The following is an 18,450-nucleotide window of genomic DNA, read 5'->3' as shown; positions in this document are numbered from 1 at the left end:
ATGGGCGTCTACCAATTGGGGGCTTCCAGCTTGCACTGAACTCTGATTCACGCGCGGCATGAGCCGATATGATCTAACCGACTTCGAGTGGCGCGTGATCGAGCCGCTCCTGCCCAACAAGCCGTGTGCCACGAGTGGACGCCCGGCGGGTCGTCGTCGATGCGCGAGGGCTCCCAATTCGGCTCGGCCTGACCGCCGGGCAAACGCATGACGGCCAGATCGCCGACACGCTGCTCAACCGTCTTCGTCCACGCACCATCGTGCTGGCCGACAAGGCCTACGACGCCGACCGCATCCGCGAACTGATCCAGGATCAAGAAGCCACTCCTAACATCCCGCCGAAGAGCAACCGGCGCTGGAAACCCTGCTTTAGCAAATGGGTCTACCGCGAGCGCAACCTCATCGAGCGGTTCTTCTCAAAGTTGAAGCACTTCCGCCGCGTCGCCACCCGCGACGACAAGCTCGCCACCAACTTCCTCGCCATGGTCCAACTCGCTTCAATCCGGCTGTGGCTCCGCGCTTACGAGTTTACTGCCTAGTCCTTCTTCGGGACATTCGCCGCGAACGCCTTCATAAGCGCGGCATCCATCGCCTTCCCCTTGGCATCCTCGGCGAGATGCTCGAACCACTTCGCAAAGCCTTCATAGATCTGGCTGGCCGGATGATCCGGACCCAAGAATCCCGAAATCTCCCGCATCTCGGCGACCCAGCGATGCGCCTTCGGGATCATGTCCGGCAGCGCCACTTCGAGGCGCGCCAGAATTGCAGGCTGGCTGAGCGCGAGCTCGTCGCGCAGCGCGTCGGCCGCGCCCGCTTTCGTGGCCGCGATCACCATGGCCGAGCCGATGCCGGCGAGGCCCTTGACGATACCGGCGTAGGACATTTTGAGCGCAGAGGCCGCGCCGACCGGGCCTTCGACGATCCGCACGTCGAGGCCGAAGTCCTTCAGCACCGCGACGTCCTTGGCGTGCTCGCCCGACATGTAGAACGCCGGGCTCTTGCCGCCTGGCTGCGGCGGAAAGCCGATGATGCCGGCATCGACGAAGGGCGCCTGGGCCGAGCCGATGATCTCCTCGATCCTTTGCACGGTGTCGACATTGACGGCGTTGCAGTCGACCACGACCGGCTTCTTCTCGCGCCGGACGATCAGCGCGGCCAGCCGTTCAGCCAGCGCCACGGCTTCGCCCGGCGGCACGATCGAGAGGATGATGTCGGCTTCGGCGAGCGCGTCGTCCTCGGCGCCGATCATGCCGGCGTCCGCCGCCCGTTTCAGCGTCGCCTCGCTCCGCCCCTTCAGTGATGTCAGCACCCGCGCGCCATTCTCGCTGAGGCGGCGAGCCACGGCGCTGCCCATGGCACCGGGCGCGAGGATCGCAATGGTTTTGGACATCATGCACTCCAGGTCGAATTCCGAACGATACGATCAGTTCAACCGGAGACTAGCAGAGGACGCGAACGCCTGCGTGAACGCGGCCATCCCGCGCGGGAATGGCCCTACTCCACTTTCGCAGGCTGCTGGGGTTGGAGCGCAGACGCGTTGGCGATGCGTGCGGCGTTCGCCACGCCCGCGAGCGCGGCGGCCTTCTTCGGATCTGGTGCCGAGCCAGGCTGCACCACGCCGGCCGACATGATCAACGTCGCGGCATCCTCGGCACTGAGGTCGACCTCGATGATCTTGCTCTTCGGGACGTAGAAGAAGAAGCCGGTGGTCGGGTTCGGCGAGCACGGCAGGAACACCGAGACGTGCTCCTCCTGTCCCGGCAGGTTGCGCGCGATGTCCTCGTTCGGCGATTGCGAGATCAGCACGATCGACCACATGCCGGGTGAGGGAAACTCGACCAGGCCCACTTTCCGGAAGCTCGAGCCCTTGCCCGAGAACAACGTCTCGAACACTTGCTTGAGGCCGCGGTAGATGGCGCGCACAGCCGGAATCCGGCCGAGAAAGGTCTCGCCGACGTCGACCAGCGTCCGGCCGATCAGGTTGGCCGCGAGGAAGCCGACCAGCGTCAGCGTGAAGAATGCGACAATCAGTCCCCAGCCGGGAACACCATAGGGAAGATAAGTTTCGGGTCGATAGGCCAGCGGCACGAACGGTCGCACCACGCCGTCGACCCAGGTGACGAACCACCAGACCAGATAAAGCGTGATCGCGATCGGCCCCGTCACGACGAGGCCAGTCAGGAAATAATTGCGAAAACGGCCCATCAGGCCGGTATGCGGTTCCGGGACGGGATCAAGTGGCGCAGGCGCGTCGTCGCGGGGGGTCATTCGGGTTCCAGGTCGGTCGCAGCACACAAGCTAGGGTCTTCTAGCAGGTTTTGGAAGACTGCGACCAACCGATATCCCTTGTGCCTATTCCACGGTCACCGATTTCGCGAGGTTGCGCGGCTGGTCCACGTCGGTGCCCATCACCACGGCCGTGTGATAGGCGAGCAGCTGCACGGGAACGGCATAGACCATTGGCGTGAATGCCCCCGCCATGTCGGGCATCACGATGGTGACGAGAGAATCGACGGTCGCCTCCTCCGCGCCCTTGGCATCGGTCATCAGAATGATTTTGCCGCCGCGGGCGGCGACCTCCTGCATGTTCGAGACGGTCTTTTCGAACACCCGGTCATAGGGCGCGATGACGACGACTGGCATGGTCTCGTCGATCAGCGCGATGGGTCCGTGCTTCAGCTCGCCGGCAGCGTAGCCTTCGGCGTGGATGTAGGATATCTCCTTCAGCTTCAGCGCGCCTTCGAGCGCCAGCGGAAAACTGGTGCCGCGGCCGAGATAGAGCACGTCGCGCGACTTCGCGATCTCGCGCGCCAGACGCTCGATCTCAACCTCAGTGGTGAGCGCATCCGACATCAAGCGCGGGATCTCGACGAGGCCATGGACGAGCCTGGTCTCATCCTCGTCTGACAATTCGCCGCGGGCCTTGCCGGCCGCAATTGCAAGATTTGCGAGCACCATCAGCTGGCAGGTGAAGGCCTTGGTCGAGGCGACACCGATCTCGGGTCCCGCCAGCGTTTGCAGCACGGTCTCGCTTTCGCGCGCGATCGTCGATGTCGCCACGTTGACGACGGCGACCGTGTGCACGCCCCCGGCTTTGGCATAGCGCAACGCCGCCAGCGTGTCGGCGGTCTCGCCGGATTGCGAGATGAAGATGGCGAGATCACCCTTGCGCAGGGGCGCTTCGCGGTAGCGGAATTCGGAGGCGACGTCGACCTCGACCGGCACACGCGCAAAACGTTCGAACCAGTACTTTGCAACGAAGCCGGCATAGCTCGCCGTGCCGCAGGCCGTGATGTTGATGCGCTGGATGGTCTTGAAATCGAATGGCAGCTTGACCGGGAGGGAGACGCGCTCGGTCGCCATGTCGACGTAGCGCGCGAGCGTGTGGCCGACCACTTCCGGCTGCTCGTGGATCTCCTTCGCCATGAAGTGGCGGTAGTTGGCCTTGTCGACCAGCGAGGTCGAGGCCGCGTGCCTGATCTTGTCGCGCTGGACGGCGTGGCCGTCCTTGTCGAAGATCGTTGCGCTGTTGCGGGTGAGCACGACCCAGTCGCCGTCCTCGAGATAGCTGATCGTCTCGGTGAAGGGGCCGAGCGCGATGGCGTCGGAGCCGAGATACATCTCGCCGTCGCCATAGCCGATCGCGAGCGGCGGGCCGTTGCGGGCGCCGATCATGAGATCGTCGTCACCGGCGAAGATGAAGCCTAGGGCGAAGGCGCCGCGTAAGCGCGCCAGCGTCAGCTTGACGGCCTCGACGGGCTTGTTGCCGCGCGCGAGCAGATCGTCGACGAGGTGCACCACGATCTCGGTATCGGTCTCGGTGTGGAACACCGTGCCCTTCGTCTCGAGTTCCTCGCGCAGCTCGCGGAAATTCTCGATGATGCCGTTGTGGACCACGGCGACGCGCTCGGTCGCGTGCGGATGGGCGTTGTTGACGGTCGGCTTGCCGTGGGTGGCCCAGCGGGTGTGACCGATGCCGGTGGTGCCCTTCAACGGCTCTGCCTCGAGCCGCTTCTCCAGGTTCTTCAGCTTGCCCTCGGCGCGGCGGCGCTCCAGGTGCTTGCCTTCGAGTGTGGCGACGCCCGCGGAATCGTAGCCGCGATATTCGAGACGTTTGAGCGAATCCACCAATTGCTCTGCAACCGGCTCGCGCCCGAGAATGCCGACAATCCCGCACATGCGGATCACTATCCCCCAAATCGCCGAAAAATCGCCTAAACGACGCGGTCGGTTTTAGCGAAACTCCTACGGAACCAGATACTCAATAATTATTGCTGATTGAGACAGCGCCAGATCACACCGAGCCTCGCCTGCGTCGATTTGGCCGGCCTTTAATCCCGCACGTTAACTCACTGTCAACATGTTTGGCCAACGATTCCCGCCCAGGAGAGACGGCCATGAGAAGCTCATCCGACCGCAAAGGCCTGTCGTCGATGTATCTGCGCGCCAGCGAGACCTCGGGCACGCACCTTGCGCATTGGCCGCCGCCCCTGCGGGGCAAGGAAAACAAGCCCCTCTTCATCAAGCATCCCGAAGGCGAGCCGGCCAAGCGCGCCAAGCCGCGCGGCTGGCGCCTGACCCGCGCGATCTTCTCCGAATTCGCGGACGAATAGCCTCGCTCACTTCTCCGGCTTCTTTTCGAGAGTCTTGCCGCCCGTCTTCATCTCGCGATAGCGCGCAGCACCGCCTTCGCGGATGGTCTGCTGGTTGCGCTCCAGCGCCATCGCATCGTCGGGCACATCGCGGGTGATCACCGAGCCGGAGCCGATATAGGCGCCGTTGCCGATTTTGACGGGGGCGACCAGCGAGGAGTTGGTGCCGACGAACGCACCCTGCCCGATCACCGTCTTGTGCTTCCCAAAGCCATCGTAGTTGCAGGTGATGGTGCCTGCACCGATGTTGGACTTGGCGCCGACGATCGCATCACCGATGTAGGCGAGATGATTGGCCTTCGCTCCCGCCTCGAGAGTCGCGGCCTTGGTCTCCACGAAGTTGCCGATCTTGGCACCTTCGCCGAGCGAGCTGCCCGGCCTCATGCGCGCGAACGGGCCGACAGATGCGTTCTTGCCAATCGAACTCTGCACGATGTGCGAGAAGGAATGGATCACCGCGCCGTCGGCGATCGAGATGCCCGGGCCGATGACCACGAACGGCTCGATGGTCACATCCTTGCCGAACACGGTGTCGGCGGACAGGTACACCGTCTCCGGCGCGACCAGCGTGACGCCGGCCTCCATCGCCGCTTTGCGTAAGCGCGCCTGCATCACGCTTTCCGCTTCGGCGAGCTGCGCCTTGGTGTTGATGCCACGCACTTCATCTTCACTGGTCTCGATCACGACCGACTCCCATCCCTTTTCGCGGACGATGCCGACTGCGTCCGTCAGATAATATTCGCCCTTGGAATTGGCATTGCCGATCTGCCCGAGAATTTCGAGCGCGCGGCGACCGTCGATCGCCATCAGGCCGGCGTTGCACAGATCGATCTTGCGCTCCTTTTCACTGGCATCGGCCTCTTCGCGGATCGCGACCAGGCGGTCGCCCTCGACGATGAAGCGGCCATAGCCGGAAGGATCGGCGGCGCGAAAACCGAGCGCGGCGATCGCGGCGCCCCTGGCGAGCGGTTCGCGCAGCCGCGCGAAGGTTTCGGCCGAGATCAGCGGCGTGTCGCCGAACGCAATCAAGAGATCATCGACGCCCCGCGCGATCGCCTCGCGCGCTGCCAGCACCGCATGCGCGGTGCCCAGCCGCTCGGCTTGCACGAAGGTGAGCGCATCGGGGCGGCCGCGCTTCGCCTCCTCCGCAACTGCCTGATGATTGGGACCGATCACGACTGCGAGCGACGTGCCGGTTCCCTTTGGCGCGGCGGCGAGCACATGGGCGAGCAGCGTCTGATGTGCGACGGGATGCAGCACTTTCGGCAGGCTCGATCGCATGCGCGTGCCTTCGCCGGCGGCGAGCACGATCGTGAGGCTGGAACGGGCGGTCATCGAAATCCTGTCAGATACGGCCGAATCAAGTGGTGCGGCGGACGGCAGGCCGCCCTGATGCTCCCGCCTTGCTACCCCCGCAAACGCCCGGAATTCAAGTGCGGGGCGTATTTCCTGTTAATGTTCCCTGATTGATTCGGGGAAGCCGGACAGGGCTGGGCACTTAACGTTCATGGCAAAGGATTCCGACCCACTGGCGGATGCCTTCGGCACCAAGGAGACCGGCGGGCTGCTCTCCGGACTTTTGGCCGAGGAAAGCGCATTCGACCGGCGCATGATGTGGCGGCTGGGCTCGTGGGGCGTCGCAGCCGTGGGGGCCGTCGTCATCGCCGTGATGGCCAATCAGGCCCAGCTCAGCTGGCGGCGCGACCAGGTCGCCTCCGCCGATCTCGCGCGCCAGGCCGACCGGCTCCAGATGCTGACCAAGGAGAGCCAGAACGAGGCGCGCCGGCTCGCCGCCGCCATCGAGACGCTGAACAGCGATCGCGACCGGCTTTATTCACGCGTCACGGTGCTGGAGCAGGGTCTCGATTCCGTCACCGGTGCCATCGCCAAGCAGGGCGCCGCGCCGTCGCAAGGCGCCAAGCCGCAGGATGTCGCGCCAGCGACCGCAGCTCCCAGCGTGGCGCCGGTCGCCTCGACGCCAGCTCCGGCGAGCGAGAAGCCGCGCACTGAAGCCGCCAAGGAAACTGCGAAGGATACTCAGAAGGATACTGCGAAGGACACGCCGAAGGCGCCTGTGAAGGAGTCCTCGAGCCCGCCGCCGCAGACCGCGGCTGCCGCCTCGCTCGTGCAGCAGTCGCCGGCCACGACATCGGCGCTGCCGACCCTTCCGCTGGTGCCGTCCAAGTCGATTATGGCGCCGCCGGATCCGGCCGCGTCCAAACTGATTCAGCCCGAGGCAGCTGAGAAGGCCGCCGAGAAGAAGGCCGAGCCGGCTCCTGCTCCAACCGAGGTCGTCGTGGCAGCAACGAAGCCGCCGGAAGCAGCCGAGACCGAAGCCCCCGCGATCGCAGTCCAGCAGACGCGCTTTGCGATCGACCTCGGCGGCGCCAACTCGATCGACGGCCTGCGCGCACTCTGGCGCGGCGTGACGAAATCCAATCCCGAAGTTGGAGCACTGCGGCCGATCATCATGATCAAGGAAGGCGCCACCGGCCTCGGCATGCAGCTCCGCTTGGGTGCCGGTCCTCTGATCAACGCCGCCGCCGCCGCAAAACTTTGCGCCGGCCTCACCGAGAACGACCGCCATTGCGAGACCACCGTATTCGACGGTCAGCGCCTGTCGATGCGCGGCGGCCAAGAGAAGTCGCAAGAGAAGGCGCAAGACAAGAGACAAGAAAAGACTCAGGACAGGGTTCAGGAGAAGAGCTCCGAGAAGAACCAGGACGCGGCACCGCAAGCCGAAACCGCGCCCGCGCCCAGCGCAAAGCCCGAGAAGCCGCAGCGCCGCCACAACTACTCCTCGAAGCGCTCGTCAAAGCGTGAGGAGCCCGCGCCTGCACCCGCGGCCCAGCCGGCGCCGGCGAAGCCGGAGACGGCATCAGCGTCTGCGGGATCGACGCTGTCGTCGTTCTTCCGGCGGTAGGTCAGAATCTGCTTCCACCTGAACGCGCGGTGAATGCCGGCGTGTTCCTGTGCGCTTCGATAGACTTAAATTTCGGTCCACCACCGAAACCAGCCACCGGCTGCCAAGTTATCACGGTTCTGAACCGGAGCGGCCGACGCGCGACATCGCTCGTGCCCGCGTCCATGACCAAGGAGAAGTACAAGTGAAGAAATTGATCATCGCGACGGCCGTCGTTCTGGCGGCATCCTCGGCGCTCGCGCAAACGACGAAATCGCCGGGCGCTTCGAGCAACGCGCCCGGTCAGCAGATGCAGAACACGACGAAGCCTTCGACAGCTCCCGGCACCTCCGAATACGCGCCCGGTCACCAGACCAATACAGCGGGACCGGGCCACTCGGAAAGCGCGCCCGGACAGAAGATGCAGAACACCACGGGCTCGAGCACCAAGAAGAAGTGAGGCTGCGCCTCGCCTTTGTAATTTCGATAGCCGGCGCCTGATCAAAGGATCAGGCGCCGGTCTGCATTTGGAAACAGAGCCGGAAGACGTAGGGTCGAATTTGATGGCTCTTTGCGCACGCGATGATTTACTCGATGCGCGCCTTTTCCTTCAGATCCCGAATGCGCATCTCCGCTTCATGCCTGGACTGGACGATTTCCGACCAATCCTCCACCCGCGCCTCCTTGCTCAACCTCTTGAGCTCGTTCAGCTGCTCCTGAGTTGGCTTGTCCATGCTCACTCCTTGAAGGCAACATGCGTTGGACGTCATAACATTCAGAACTCAGCCCGCCCCTCGCGTGTTCCTAAAGGCTGCCCGGGCGAGCCAAACCAACAGAAACATCGCCTGCCCTGTTGCCTGCCCGCGCCATCCCGACCATATTGCCCCCATGAGAAAAAAACCCTTCCGCCTCACGTCCTACCAGGTGCAGTTCCTGATCGTCGTCGGCTTCGTTTCCGTCGGCTATGCGCTCTATCTGCGCTACCTCGCGATCGAGCTGTCGCAAGTCGCGCTCGCCTGCGATGCCGGACTTCAGACGCTGATCTGCAAGGCGCGCTCGGTCTCGACCGTGCTGTTCAAGAATTCGGTGTTCGGCATCGTCGCGCTGGTGGTTGCGACGCTGAACCTGATGCGGCCGTCGATCGTTTTGCTCACCGTCGGCGTCATCGCCGCTGGCCTCGGCATCGTGCTCTACAATGTCGTGCTGTCGGGCCTTGCGATCGGCCTGTTCATTCTTGGATTTGCTCGGCCCGCGCCCGCCACAGCGTGAGCGCAAACAAAAGGTAGATCGCGCAGGTCCACAGCGACTGCCAATTCTCGCGGCCCTCGTTGAAGAGCACAAAGACGGCCGACAGCGCCAGCACGCCTGCGAACACCGCCTCCGCGATCGGACGCTGACCGATCTGCGGCCGGTTCAACATCAAGAGCGCGAACGGCACCACCGCCATCGTCAGCGCGGCGTAGGGAAAATCCTTGTAGCGCGGGTCGAACACGAAACCGAGCGCGGTCTGCGCCGCGATCACCGCGGTCACGGCCAGCGTCAGGCCGAGCACGGCGGTGAGCTTCGACCATTTCCGGCCCTCGCGCGGGCCGAGCAGATCGAGGAAGGTCGGGAGGCTGCGGCCGATCACCATCGCCTGCGCGCAGAAGATCGGCGACAGGATGCCGGCGAGTAGCAGCGCGCCCCAGAGCAGCCAGCCGCCGATGCCGTAGCTCTCGTAATACATCTTGTCGGCGCCGATCCCGAGCAGGATGCCCGCCGTCGTCGCCGAGATGCCGACACCGAGCCAGGCCGAGAAGCGCGGCGTCCAGGGCCGCCGGCGCAGCGTGAGACCGGCCACCGCGAACACCAGCACGCTGAGGCCCATGCCGGCGCCCATGTACCATTTCCAGTACGGGAAATTGCTGATCGGCTCGCCCGGCGGATATTTCAGGCTCCGGCGCACCGAGTCATACAGACCCCAATAGCCGCCGACGGTGCCTTCCAGCTTGCGCTTCCACGGCTGGTCATAGGACTCGATCAGGTTGACGCGGAACTTCTGTGCCTTCGCAAGGCTCAGGATTTCCGAGACGACGCGCGCCTGGTTGGTGCGCGACGGCAGCGCGCCGTCGCGCATGCGCCCCTCGCTCGGCCAGCCGGTTTCGCCGATCAGGATCTCCTTGCCCGGAAACGCCACCGCCATGCGCTCGCGGATCGCCTCGACATGGCTCGCTGCGAATTTCGCGCGCACCGGGAAATCCTCCCAATAGGGCAGGATATGGATCGTGACGAAGTCGATGGCGTCATAGACCTCGCGGTTCTTCAGCCAGTACTCCCAGACGTCGGCATAGGTGACGGGCACACTGACCTGCGCCTTGACCGAGCGGATGATGGAGACGAGGTCGGCCGTGGTCATCTCGCCGCGGAGCAGCACCTCGTTGCCGACGATCAACGCGGTGATGATGGACGGGAATTCCTTGGTGAGGCGAACCGCGAGCGCGGCCTGCTCGAAATTCTTGCTGCGGTTGCTGGAGAGCCAGATGCCCTGGAGCACTTTCAGCCCGCCGACCTTGGCGGCGATCGCCGGCACCTGGTCGAGCCCGTTCTCCATCGAATAGGTGCGGACGCAGTCGGTGATCTGCTTGAGCTGGCGCAGGTCCTGCTCGATCTGGTCGGCGTCGATATGCGTCCACGCATCCAGCGGCGACTGCTCGCCGCGGAACGGTGCGTAGGAGACGCATTGGACCTTCTCGGCGGGATCGATCGGGGCACGTGCGAGCGTGATCGGCGTCGCCAACCACCACCACACGGCAGCAATCGCACCCAGTGAAACGAGCAGAAGCGCCAGTGGCGTACGAAGAGAAATCGGTTCCGTCCTCCGCGAAGGGCCCGTCGATTACCTGCTTGCACGCCGTCTGCCAAGGGGGTGTCCAGGTGCGGATCAGTTCCTCCCCCCAACGGATTTTTTGCTGCGGCCGTTCGACCGGGGCCTAGCATCGTGACTTTGCTGGACAAAATTCCAAATACAGGTCATGGACTCCCAAGGACTTTTCCGCCGCATTGGAGACCCATTTGGACGCCATCACCGGCGCGTCCGCGAGGTCGGGATGCGGACGGTCAGCGGACATATTGGGGAATTCATGCGGCAACGGGTGTTCGAGTTACGAAATGCGGTCCTGCGGCAGTTCGCCGCCACCTTGGCCGTCTCCTGCCTTCTCGTTCTCGCCGGTCTCGGTGGCGCCTACGCCCAGAGCGGCTCGCCCGCCCCCGACCAGAGCAAGGCCGCCGCCCAACCCGCCGACGCCGCCAAGGACGCCGCCCAGAACCAGCGCCGCACCGACGAATTCGCGGAAGCGGCCCAGGTCATCAACGGCCCCGCCGGCAATCCCGAATGCGTCTGGCTCGGCCGGCGCGTGGTGCGGCTGATGTGGCGGGATGATCTCGATACCGCGTTCCGCCATCTCGACCTCTACGACCGTTTCGGCTGCCCCGGCGGCCACATCCAGGCCGCCTTCCGCTGCCTGACCCGCTTCGGCGGGCAGATCGACCCCAAGGTCGCCGAGACCCTGGACAGCCGCGTGCACGCCTGCTGGATCAACCCGGCCTCCCAGCCGCAGCAGGCGAGCGCCTCGCAAACTGCAGCGCCGGCTTCAGGCAATTCGCAAGCTCCCCAGCCGGCCGCCAGCCCCTCGCCTGCGCCAAGCCCGACGCCCGCGCCCCAGAAATAGCCGCGATCGTTTCAGCTGTCGTTCAGGAACGATCGGCCATAGACACGGTTGGCACTGCCACGCATCGTTCGAAAAGGCCATGCCCTCATAAGGACATGAGGCCATGACAGTTGTGAAACCGCGCGGCAGAGGTATGCTCCCTTTGCCGCGGACTCGGTCGGATCTCGGGGTCGGATCCGCTGCCCTGCCACCTCAGCCCCTATTGGTTTAGCCGCGATGCGCGTTGTCGCCGCCGTTCTGTTGCTTGTGTCCGCGCTCCACGCCGGCCTCTGGGGAGTCCTGCGCGACAAGGAACCCGCGCCTGATTTCAAGGGCCTCTTGCCCAGCGTCTCCTACGCACCGTTCGAGGGCTCGGCCCACCCCGACATCGACAACATCCCGACGATCGAGAAAATCCGCGCCGACCTGAAAACGCTGTCGACCATGACGCGCGCGATCCGCCTCTATTCGTCCACCGGCGGTGTGGAGCTGGTGCCGCCGATCGCCGCCGAATTCGGCCTCAAGGTCACGGTCGGCGCCTGGATCGACAAGGACAAGGATCGCAACGAGCGCGAGATCAAGGCTGCGATCGAGCTCGCCCGCAAGAACAGCAACGTCGTCGGCGTCGTGGTCGGCAACGAGGTGATCTACCGCGGCGAGCAGAAGGTCGAAGACCTCATCAACATGATCAAGAAGGTCAAGGGATCGGTCCGCGTGCCGGTCACGACCGGCGAGATCTGGAACATCTGGCGCGACAATCCCGACCTCGGCTCCAGCGTCGATTTCATTGCCGCCCACGTGCTGCCCTATTGGGAAAACTTCCGCTCGGACCAGGCGGTCGACCAGGCCGTCGACCGCTATAACCTGTTGCGCAACCTGTTCCCCGGCAAGCGCATCGTGATCGCCGAGTTCGGCTGGCCGAGCCAGGGTTACAATTTGCGCAACGCCGATCCGGGCCCGTTCCAGCAGGCGCTGATCCTGCGCAACTTCGTCAGCCGTGCCGAAGCCATCGGCATGGAATACAACATCGTCGAGGCGATCGATCAGCCCTGGAAATTCTTCGAAGGCGGCGTCGGTCCGTACTGGGGCATCCTCAACGCCAGCCGCGAGCCGAAATTCGCCTGGACCGGCCCGGTGGAGAACCCCGACTATTGGAAGCTGATGGGCATCGCACTGCTGGTCGGCATCCTGCTGTCACTGCCGATCCTGCGGCTCGAGAAACCGACCGCGAAGCAGGCCTTCCTGCTGTCGGCAACTGCCAACGGCGTCGGCGCCTGGGCCGCCACCGTGTTCGCGTTCTGGAACAGCCATTATTTCATTTTCGGCTCGGCCTTCGCGCTGACGCTGGGCATGATCCTGCTCGTTCCGCTCGTCCTCATCGCGATGGCGCGCATCGACGAGATCGCCGCGGTCGCCTTCGGCCGGCCACCGCAGCGGCTGATCACGAAGGGCAAGCCGGTCGAGAACGTGCAGGAGAATTACTACCCGAAGGTCTCGATCCACATCCCGGCGTACTTCGAGCCGGTCGAGATGCTGAAGCAGACGCTCGATGCGCTGTCGCGGCTGAACTATCCGAACTACGAATGCGTGGTCATCATCAACAACACGCCGGATCCCGCCTTCTGGCAACCGATCCAGGACCATTGCCGTGCGCTCGGTGAACGCTTCAAGTTCATCAACGCCGAGAAGGTGCAGGGTTTCAAGGCCGGCGCGCTGCGCATCGCCATGGACCGCACCGCGGCGGATGCCGAGATCATCGGCATCCTCGATGCCGACTATGTCGTCGATCCCGACTGGCTGAAGGACCTCGTGCCGGCGTTCGCCGACCCGCGCGTCGGCCTGGTGCAGGCGCCGCAGGAGCATCGCGACGGCGGCCTGTCGATCATGCACTACATCATGAACGGCGAATATGCCGGCTTCTTCGACATCGGCATGGTCCAGCGCAACGAGCTCAACGCCGTGATCGTGCACGGCACGATGTGCCTGATCCGCCGCGCCGCGATGGACATGGCCGGCGGCTGGTCGTCGGATACGATCTGCGAGGACTCCGATCTCGGCCTTGCGATCCAGGAGCTCGGCTGGACCACCCACTACACCAACCATCGCTACGGCCAGGGCCTGCTCCCCGACACCTACGAGGCCTTCAAGAAGCAGCGTCACCGCTGGGCGTATGGCGGCCTCCAGATCGTGAAGAAGCACTGGCGACAGTTCCTGCCCGGCAAGAGCCGGCTGACGCCCGACCAGAAGCGCGAATATGGCCTCGGCTGGCTGAACTGGCTGGGCGCCGAAAGCCTCGGCGTGGTCGTGGCGCTACTCAACCTCGTCTGGGTGCCGATCGTCGCCTTCGCCGACATCGCCATCCCCGACAAGATCCTGACGCTGCCGATCATCGGCGCCTTCATCGTGTCGCTGGTGCACTTCCTGTCGATGTATCGCGCCCGCGTCGCGATCAAGCCCGGCCAGATGCTGGGCGCCATGATCGCGGCGATGAGCGTGCAATGGACGGTGTCGCGCGCGGTGGCGCAGGGCCTCATCACCGAGCACATCGCCTTCGCCCGCACCTCCAAGGGCGGCCTTAGCAGGATGTCGATCGAGTTCCAGGCGTTCTGGGAGGCCGTGATCGGCACCCTGCTGGTGATCGGCGCCGGCGTCCTGATCGCCAGCAACAGCTTCCGGCAGATCACCGAGATCTACGTCTTCGCCGGCGTCCTGGTGCTGCAAAGCCTGCCGTTCCTGGCCGCGGTCGCGATCGCTATCCTCGAGCTCAGCCGCATCAACTCGTTCCAGTTCTGGCGCGACAGCGCGATCCGCTCCGCCGAGCTGATCGGCCTCCGCCCGGTCGCCCTGCCGACCCCCGGTACGCCGCAGCCGGTGCCGAACGAGGTCCGGCGCGAGGCGAAGTGACGGGCGGCCCAACCCGGGCGCCTGCCCCCCGTGATTAAAAGTCACGTGCTCTTCGGCGTGGATGACCATCCGCCAATAAGGTTGAAAATCCCAAGCTAAGCCGCGGGGATACCGATGGAATCCCTGCCCCTGCCAAGAACTTTGGCAACCACTCCCACTATTGACCTCCGCAGCCACTCCCCCTACACAGCGCGGGCTGACAGCATGATCCGGAAACAGCCGGTTTTCCCCGCAACGCAAGTCGAGCGCGGCGGCAAGACATGCTTCTCGAAATGACCGAACACGATGGCGATCCTCTTCAAGCCATCAGCGGCCATGGGAGCGCGTAGCTCAGCCGGTAGAGCACGTGACTTTTAATCACGGGGTCCTGGGTTCGAGCCCCAGCGCGCTCACCAAGCCAAATCAAATATTTAGCCCGGAATACGAGCCGACCTAAAAAGTGCTCTGTGGGCACTTGTGTTGGCAAATCGACTGCTGCGCTCAGCGCGGGTGAGTCAATTTGACTCAACGACACCGCGGGCCCGCCAATTCCATCCTGCCCTGGGTTGGCAGAGGGGCTGGTTATGGATGCGGTGTCGACGGTGGGCTGGGTCGTTCTGGTCGTCGTGTTTGGACACGGCGCCAATCTGACCACCACCCGTGAGGCCTTCACGCGGTGGATTTTGTGTTTTTGATCGGCCGCCACCGCTCAGTATGATGCCCGAGTAGCCAGTCACAGTTTACCGTGGAGTGGCACAATGACGCGTAACCTCGTAGCCGTGTGTGTCGTCGTGGCCTTAACTATCATGGCCTCGATTGGCTTCGCTCAAAAGCACCATCAATGTTGGAACGGTCATGTGCTCAAAAATTGGCGGCACGGGCACGTGCTCATAACCCGTGAGCCCTGCGGATCCGTTGGCTCCTCCATATAGAACCGCCGCCCTCGGAGCTTTTCCCCACCCACGACGCGCAGTAGCTCGCGCGACGGATGAGCCCCAAGGGATCGATAATTTGCGAGGTACTTACAATGCCGCTTTGATCGCGGCATGCTTCGCCCTGCACGCCGCCACACTCCTACGCACGCCGACGGCCGGCCGCAGTAGACCAGGACTCCGCGCAAACCCATCTCGCGCACCTGGCCGAAGGTGATCTTGAGCGGCCATTGCAGCCATCACGTGGCTCTGAACGCCGATCGCCGGCCTGACGATGTTCACTTGTCTGATATCGAGCCGCGTTTCGTCTGCGGCGAATGCGGCAGCCGCAGAGCTGAGGTCAGGCCCATTACGACCATTACGGTGACAGTGCACTTAATGTGCCACGGAACGGGTGCCCCTTAGTTAAGTGCACTGTCACCGTAATTCCCTGGGTTCGAGCCCCAGCGCGCTCACCAATCAGCTCCAATAACGTCGCGAATGGCCACCCAGCAAAGCTCGTGGGCATTGTGCTGGCAAATCGACCATCGGCTGCGGCGATCTCGGGCTCGCCCGACGATTCTGTTCGTGACGGAGATCAAGCCATCACGATTGAACTGGGGCAGCGTGCTCACTTGCCAGTTCCAATCATTCTGCTGCCCAGACCGACTGCGCCGTCGCAGAACTTGGAAACACATAGACACATATTGCAATAGTTCAACTAATCGTCGAGATTGACGCCATATGCATCTGAACTGATCGCGAGAGACAAGAATTGAGCTGTAGTCAGTTTACGTTGGATGGATCAAAGAACGACACGTCGTTAGCCCTGGATTCACTGCGCGCCATCGCAGCCCAGATGGTCTGCATCGGTCATGGCATCTCGTTCTTCCTGCCAGAACTCCGCCAGTCCGGGCTCCCTCTGCCCCAGAATGTCGGCGTGTTACTGTTCTTCGTGCTTTCTGGATTCCTGATTAGTTATACGCTGCTCGAGAAATCGAGAAACCCCAGCTACACTTTCTTGCAGTTCTTCATTGATAGAGCCGCCCGCATCTACTCTGCCCTTGTGCCATGCCTTCTGCTTGTGGTCCTCGTCGACACGGGGACCATTTGGCTCATTGGCGATCGCGTCCTGGAGGGTAGTCGAAGTCCGACGATCTTTCTCGCCAATTTGCTGATGATCGAAACCTACCGCGGTCCGCTTGAGCACCTGAGCCTGCTACGATGGCCGATCATTGGTTCTGCCAGCCCGCTCTGGACACTGGTGATCGAGTGGCACATCTATCTGTTCGTTGGCGCGCTGTTTTTTCATTGGGGCGACGCCTGCCCGGGCGGCTGTCCTGATACCGATAGCCATCATTTTCGGTCAGATCCCCCTCCACTACATGTTTGGGGCTCTCCAAGAGGACAACGGTCTCGGTCGATCGCTTTTTACCCTGTGGCTGGCAGGCGCTTACAGTTATGTCGTCCTGAGGTCCGTTGCCTTGCAAAGCAGGACGCTGGGCGCCCTGCTCGCCGTCGGCTCGATCGTCGCCTATGTGGCGACGACCCGCGCATATCTCGAATACAAGCCCATAACCTACCCCTTCCTCGTGCTCTTTGTTCTAGGAGTCGTCGTGGCGACGCAGCCAGGACGGATCGTCGCCTCTCCGTGGCCTGCAAAGATCGTCCGGTTTTTCGCCGGGTATTCCTTCACCCTCTATCTCATTCATCACACCCTGATGTATCCGGCCTTCCTGCTCTGGAAAGATGGCGGATGGCTGATCTTTATCCCAGCCGTCTTGGTAGCGAATGTTGTCGCTGCAGTCGTTGCCACGTACACCGAAAGCCGGCACAAGCAGCTTGCGCAATGGCTCCAGCGTAGGATCTCGCGTATTCAATTCTATGTCCGCGGCGAGCCAGGCATCCGGATCCGCGATGCCCAATGAGCGCGATGCTGTGGAAGCACTTGCGACCATATTACGGTGACAGTGCTGTCACCGTAATATGGAGCGGTTCGCATGTTCGAGTGCGAGTGCGGCGAACAGACTTGGACCGAGGATAAATAGTTAGGCCGCCAACTGAGGCGGCCTTAATTCATTTTGCGGCGGAGCTTCTTGGCTAGCTTCCTTTGGTCGTCGCCGTACTCTTTGGCAGCTTGCCGCGCTTGCTTGGTGCGATCTCGGAAAGTGTTTGGAGGAGGCATCTTTGCTATCGCTTGTTCCAGTTCGACCGCGATAGCCCTGTAGCGCGCGAGCAGCCTTGCGAACACGTTGCGCTGGAGCTGACTCTTTGCGGCCTTCTGCATGCGCTCGCATTCTGCGATTTGCCCGCGAAGTAGTTCTAAGTGGGCTTGCATGCCTTTCATGACATCATCGCGGGCGAAGGGTCACGGTCCTGGAGCGCCCCTCCCAAATCGTCGTGCGTGAACAGAGCTTGTGAATGTTGTCAGTACTGAGAATGAATTAGGACACTCCCAAAATCAAGTTAGGACACTGAGGGTTAGATACGGACGGCAGCCGACCGCGCATGAGAACTATCGATGGACCAGGACAAAGGCCCGCCCGTAGCTGGCGGGCCGTGTCACACACCTGTGGCATGGCCGTTGCACAGTCGAAACCAACTGGGATTTCAGTGCTCAGTTTGAGAAGGAAACGCTGCCGGGACATGTATTTCGAGCCCGGCAGCGTCTTGTTTTAGGACGAGTGGGACAGCCGCCAGCGTGAACCGGCGAGCCGTCCGAAGATGTCCCGTTCGACCTGCTTAGATTTGCTTTCCGCGCATGCAATTGATCACAAACTCTCGCTTTGCGCGACCTTGTCCTTTCATAATCCCACCCGCACTCGAGAAACCACGTTCGCTAGCGAGCTGCTTGCATCTTTCCAAACTTTGGGGGGAGCCTCCGCGAGGCGTGCTCTGCTGCGCCTGTCCAGCGCCGGTGGTCAGAGCCAGAGTGAGGGAAGCAATTGAAATCAGCCTAATCATTAAACAACTCCCTACATGAACGATGATCTAATCATTGCAAGGAAAAGATCGGGATGCTTCGCGCCGGAGCCAGTAATGCAAAAGTGGCGGACGCTCGGCACCACGGCCACAGAGTACTTACGTTTGTCGATAACCAGCTTAGTTATCGGCGATCGACGCGATGGCGGCGGCTGCCGATCGCTCGTGGATTGTAGCACAGGGGCCCACCAGCGTGAACCAGCGAGCCTCCACTGCCCTTAGCGCAGCTCTTCCAGCATCAGTACGCCATAGAGCTTGGCCAGCAGGAGGCTTCCCTTAATCGCCCAACAGGCGAGCCAAATTCTTCACGTCGACCCGCTCGTCCGTGATGCTCCAGAGACAGACATGGCCCACTCCGCTTGGCGCAGAATTGCGCGCGTCGAGGCGGCACCTGGGGTCGCGACGGGTCAAAGACTCAAAGGTGCCAATCCACC

General features: G+C 63.0%; 14 protein-coding genes, 1 tRNA gene and 2 pseudogenes. 10 read left to right on the top strand and 7 right to left on the bottom strand.

All coding sequences use genetic code 11. The features are described from left to right. Window positions 1-58: 58 nt before the first annotated feature. Window positions 59-539: pseudogene (locus ACR9YP_RS24805) on the top strand (IS5 family transposase). On the opposite strand, the gene ACR9YP_RS24800 reads toward ACR9YP_RS24805, so the two are convergent. The 3 genes from ACR9YP_RS24800 to glmS form a co-directional block, all read right to left on the bottom strand. Then, window positions 536-1,390, bottom strand: a complete 855-nt coding sequence (locus ACR9YP_RS24800; RefSeq protein ID WP_438108277.1) for an NAD(P)-dependent oxidoreductase — start codon at window positions 1,388-1,390, stop codon at window positions 536-538. The pseudogene ACR9YP_RS24805 and the gene ACR9YP_RS24800 overlap by 4 nt on opposite strands. A gap of 104 nt (window positions 1,391-1,494) precedes the next feature. Beyond that, on the bottom strand, window positions 1,495-2,268 hold the full coding sequence (locus ACR9YP_RS24795; RefSeq protein WP_091894454.1) for a DUF502 domain-containing protein: 774 nt from the start codon (window positions 2,266-2,268) through the stop codon (window positions 1,495-1,497). Window positions 2,269-2,352: 84 nt separating this feature from the next. Next, entirely contained in the window at window positions 2,353-4,179 is a 1,827-nt protein-coding gene (gene glmS, locus ACR9YP_RS24790; protein ID WP_128941161.1) for a glutamine--fructose-6-phosphate transaminase (isomerizing), read from the bottom strand. Between the two features lie 218 nt (window positions 4,180-4,397). Here glmS and ACR9YP_RS24785 point away from each other — a divergent pair, with 218 nt between their 5' ends. Then, on the top strand, window positions 4,398-4,613 hold the full coding sequence (locus tag ACR9YP_RS24785) for a hypothetical protein (RefSeq protein WP_128941160.1): 216 nt from the start codon (window positions 4,398-4,400) through the stop codon (window positions 4,611-4,613). 6 nt (window positions 4,614-4,619) lie between these two features. Here the strand turns inward: ACR9YP_RS24785 and glmU are convergent, their stop codons facing one another. Next, window positions 4,620-5,987 carry a bifunctional UDP-N-acetylglucosamine diphosphorylase/glucosamine-1-phosphate N-acetyltransferase GlmU gene (gene glmU / locus ACR9YP_RS24780; protein WP_474217375.1) on the bottom strand — a complete coding sequence of 456 codons (1,368 nt, stop codon included), beginning with the start codon at window positions 5,985-5,987 and terminating at the stop codon, window positions 4,620-4,622. 172 nt (window positions 5,988-6,159) lie between these two features. Between glmU and ACR9YP_RS24775 the strand changes: the two genes are divergently transcribed. Both ACR9YP_RS24775 and ACR9YP_RS24770 read left to right on the top strand, forming a co-directional pair. Then, window positions 6,160-7,575 carry a hypothetical protein gene (locus ACR9YP_RS24775; protein WP_438108271.1) on the top strand — a complete coding sequence of 472 codons (1,416 nt, stop codon included), beginning with the start codon at window positions 6,160-6,162 and terminating at the stop codon, window positions 7,573-7,575. 184 nt (window positions 7,576-7,759) lie between these two features. Continuing rightward, window positions 7,760-8,014: a hypothetical protein gene (locus tag ACR9YP_RS24770; RefSeq protein ID WP_438108269.1), complete on the top strand. Its 255-nt coding sequence runs from the start codon at window positions 7,760-7,762 to the stop codon at window positions 8,012-8,014. Between the two features lie 127 nt (window positions 8,015-8,141). Here ACR9YP_RS24770 and ACR9YP_RS24765 read toward each other — a convergent pair whose 3' ends face one another. Further along, window positions 8,142-8,288 (bottom strand): hypothetical protein, encoded by a 147-nt coding sequence (locus ACR9YP_RS24765; RefSeq protein WP_474217374.1) that lies wholly within the window; start codon window positions 8,286-8,288, stop codon window positions 8,142-8,144. 154 nt (window positions 8,289-8,442) lie between these two features. Between ACR9YP_RS24765 and ACR9YP_RS24760 the strand changes: the two genes are divergently transcribed. Next, entirely contained in the window at window positions 8,443-8,823 is a 381-nt protein-coding gene (locus ACR9YP_RS24760; protein WP_438108267.1) for a hypothetical protein, read from the top strand. Here the strand turns inward: ACR9YP_RS24760 and ACR9YP_RS24755 are convergent. Beyond that, window positions 8,783-10,342, bottom strand: a complete 1,560-nt coding sequence (locus tag ACR9YP_RS24755) for a glycoside hydrolase family 17 protein (RefSeq protein WP_370987260.1) — start codon at window positions 10,340-10,342, stop codon at window positions 8,783-8,785. The two genes, ACR9YP_RS24760 and ACR9YP_RS24755, sit on opposite strands and share 41 nt — an antisense overlap. Window positions 10,343-10,673: 331 nt before the next feature. Between ACR9YP_RS24755 and ACR9YP_RS24750 the strand changes: the two genes are divergently transcribed. The 5 genes and pseudogenes from ACR9YP_RS24750 to ACR9YP_RS24730 all read left to right on the top strand — a co-directional run bounded on the left by ACR9YP_RS24750 (window position 10,674) and on the right by ACR9YP_RS24730 (window position 16,962). Beyond that, a complete protein-coding gene (locus ACR9YP_RS24750) occupies window positions 10,674-11,261 on the top strand; it encodes a beta-1-3, beta-1-6-glucan biosynthesis protein (protein ID WP_370987471.1) in 588 nt (195 codons plus the stop codon). A 216-nt stretch (window positions 11,262-11,477) separates the two neighbouring features. Then, entirely contained in the window at window positions 11,478-14,144 is a 2,667-nt protein-coding gene (locus tag ACR9YP_RS24745) for a glycosyltransferase (RefSeq protein ID WP_474217373.1), read from the top strand. Window positions 14,145-14,463: 319 nt separating this feature from the next. Then, window positions 14,464-14,539: transfer RNA gene (locus tag ACR9YP_RS24740), tRNA-Lys, on the top strand. 1,354 nt (window positions 14,540-15,893) lie between these two features. Beyond that, window positions 15,894-16,268: pseudogene (locus tag ACR9YP_RS24735) on the top strand (hypothetical protein); the annotation flags it as partial. A 250-nt stretch (window positions 16,269-16,518) separates the two neighbouring features. Next, window positions 16,519-16,962 carry a hypothetical protein gene (locus ACR9YP_RS24730; protein ID WP_474221216.1) on the top strand — a complete coding sequence of 148 codons (444 nt, stop codon included), beginning with the start codon at window positions 16,519-16,521 and terminating at the stop codon, window positions 16,960-16,962. A gap of 143 nt (window positions 16,963-17,105) precedes the next feature. On the opposite strand, the gene ACR9YP_RS24725 is transcribed toward ACR9YP_RS24730, so the two are convergent. After that, window positions 17,106-17,381 carry a hypothetical protein gene (locus ACR9YP_RS24725; protein WP_370987257.1) on the bottom strand — a complete coding sequence of 92 codons (276 nt, stop codon included), beginning with the start codon at window positions 17,379-17,381 and terminating at the stop codon, window positions 17,106-17,108. Window positions 17,382-18,450 lie beyond the last annotated feature (1,069 nt).

This window comes from Bradyrhizobium sp. BR14999, from assembly GCF_056106085.1.
This window is presented reverse-complemented; position numbering and strand designations above follow the sequence as displayed.

What these genes read in the sequence shown, in the direction of transcription:
- ACR9YP_RS24765 (WP_474217374.1), bottom strand. Translation starts at nt 8,288, where the DNA reads ATGGACAAGCCAACTCAGGAGCAGCTGAACGAGCTCAAGAGGTTGAGC.
- ACR9YP_RS24725 (WP_370987257.1), bottom strand. Translation starts at nt 17,381, where the DNA reads ATGAAAGGCATGCAAGCCCACTTAGAACTACTTCGCGGGCAAATCGCA.
- ACR9YP_RS24745 (WP_474217373.1), top strand. Translation starts at nt 11,478, where the DNA reads ATGCGCGTTGTCGCCGCCGTTCTGTTGCTTGTGTCCGCGCTCCACGCC.
- ACR9YP_RS24760 (WP_438108267.1), top strand. Translation starts at nt 8,443, where the DNA reads ATGAGAAAAAAACCCTTCCGCCTCACGTCCTACCAGGTGCAGTTCCTG.
- ACR9YP_RS24800 (WP_438108277.1), bottom strand. Translation starts at nt 1,390, where the DNA reads ATGTCCAAAACCATTGCGATCCTCGCGCCCGGTGCCATGGGCAGCGCC.
- ACR9YP_RS24795 (WP_091894454.1), bottom strand. Translation starts at nt 2,268, where the DNA reads ATGACCCCCCGCGACGACGCGCCTGCGCCACTTGATCCCGTCCCGGAA.
- ACR9YP_RS24775 (WP_438108271.1), top strand. Translation starts at nt 6,160, where the DNA reads ATGGCAAAGGATTCCGACCCACTGGCGGATGCCTTCGGCACCAAGGAG.
- ACR9YP_RS24785 (WP_128941160.1), top strand. Translation starts at nt 4,398, where the DNA reads ATGAGAAGCTCATCCGACCGCAAAGGCCTGTCGTCGATGTATCTGCGC.
- glmS (WP_128941161.1), bottom strand. Translation starts at nt 4,179, where the DNA reads ATGTGCGGGATTGTCGGCATTCTCGGGCGCGAGCCGGTTGCAGAGCAA.
- glmU (WP_474217375.1), bottom strand. Translation starts at nt 5,987, where the DNA reads ATGACCGCCCGTTCCAGCCTCACGATCGTGCTCGCCGCCGGCGAAGGC.
- ACR9YP_RS24750 (WP_370987471.1), top strand. Translation starts at nt 10,674, where the DNA reads ATGCGGCAACGGGTGTTCGAGTTACGAAATGCGGTCCTGCGGCAGTTC.